Below are 986 nucleotides of genomic sequence, written 5' to 3'. Positions count from 1 at the left end.
GTGGCGGCGCTGACCTCGGTGCAGCTGCCCAAGCTGGAATCGGCCGACCTGCGCGCCATCAGCACGGCCGCGCTGCGCGCACTGAGCTCGGACCAGATTGCCGACCTCACCAGCGACCAGATCGCCCAGCTGACCACCGCCCAGGTGGCCGCACTGAACATCAACCCCGACCAGTTCGGCGGCCTGTCCACGGCCGACGTGGTCGCGCTGAGTTCCAGCCAGATCGCCTCGCTGACCGCGGCCCAGATGGCCAACCTCTCGACCGCGCAGATCGCCGCGATCGAGACCGCCGACATCAAGTCGCTCAGCACTTCGGCGCTGCGTGCGCTCTCCAGCGATCAGCTCGATGCGCTCACCAATGGCCAGCTGCAAGCCCTGACCTCGGGCCAGGTCGCCGCGCTCACCACCGCCCAGGTGCAAGGCCTGAACACCGGTGACCTGAACGCCTTCACCAGCGACCAGTTTGCCAAGTTCACCTCGGCGCAAGTCGCCGCGATGACCAGCGACCAGATCGGCCACCTGACCACCGAGGACCTGAATGCCTTCGGTACGGCCCAGTTCGCCGCACTGAACTCCGACCAGGTGGCGGCGCTGACCTCGGTGCAACTGCCCAAGCTGGAATCGGCCGACCTGCGCGCCATCACGACGGCGGCCTTCAAGGCGCTCAGCTCCGATCAAATCGCCAAGCTCAGCAGCGACCAGATCTCGCAGCTGACCTCGGGCCAGATCAACGCGCTGACGACCGACCAGCTGCCGGGTCTCTCGACCGCCGACGTGGTGGCCCTGAGCTCGGCCCAGGTGGCCTCCCTGACGGCCGCCCAGATCGTCAACTTCTCGACCGCCCAGATCGCCGCGATCGAAACCGCCGACCTGAAGTCGCTCGGCACAGCCGCGCTGCGCGCGCTGACCAGCGACCAGCTCGACGCCCTCACCAACGGCCAGCTGCAGGCCCTGACCTCGGCGCAAGTCGCCGCGCTGACCACCGC

Annotated in this window: 1 pseudogene; it reads left to right on the top strand. The window is 68.4% G+C overall.

From position 1 onward, the window contains the following. Positions 1 to 986 (top strand): annotated as a pseudogene (locus AC3WQY_RS24560) (heme utilization protein); the annotation flags it as partial.

It is taken from the genome of Roseateles sp. FW301-B2 (assembly GCF_058788955.1).
The sequence above is the reverse complement of the archived record's forward strand: the minus strand, read 5'-3'. Positions and strand labels throughout refer to the sequence as shown.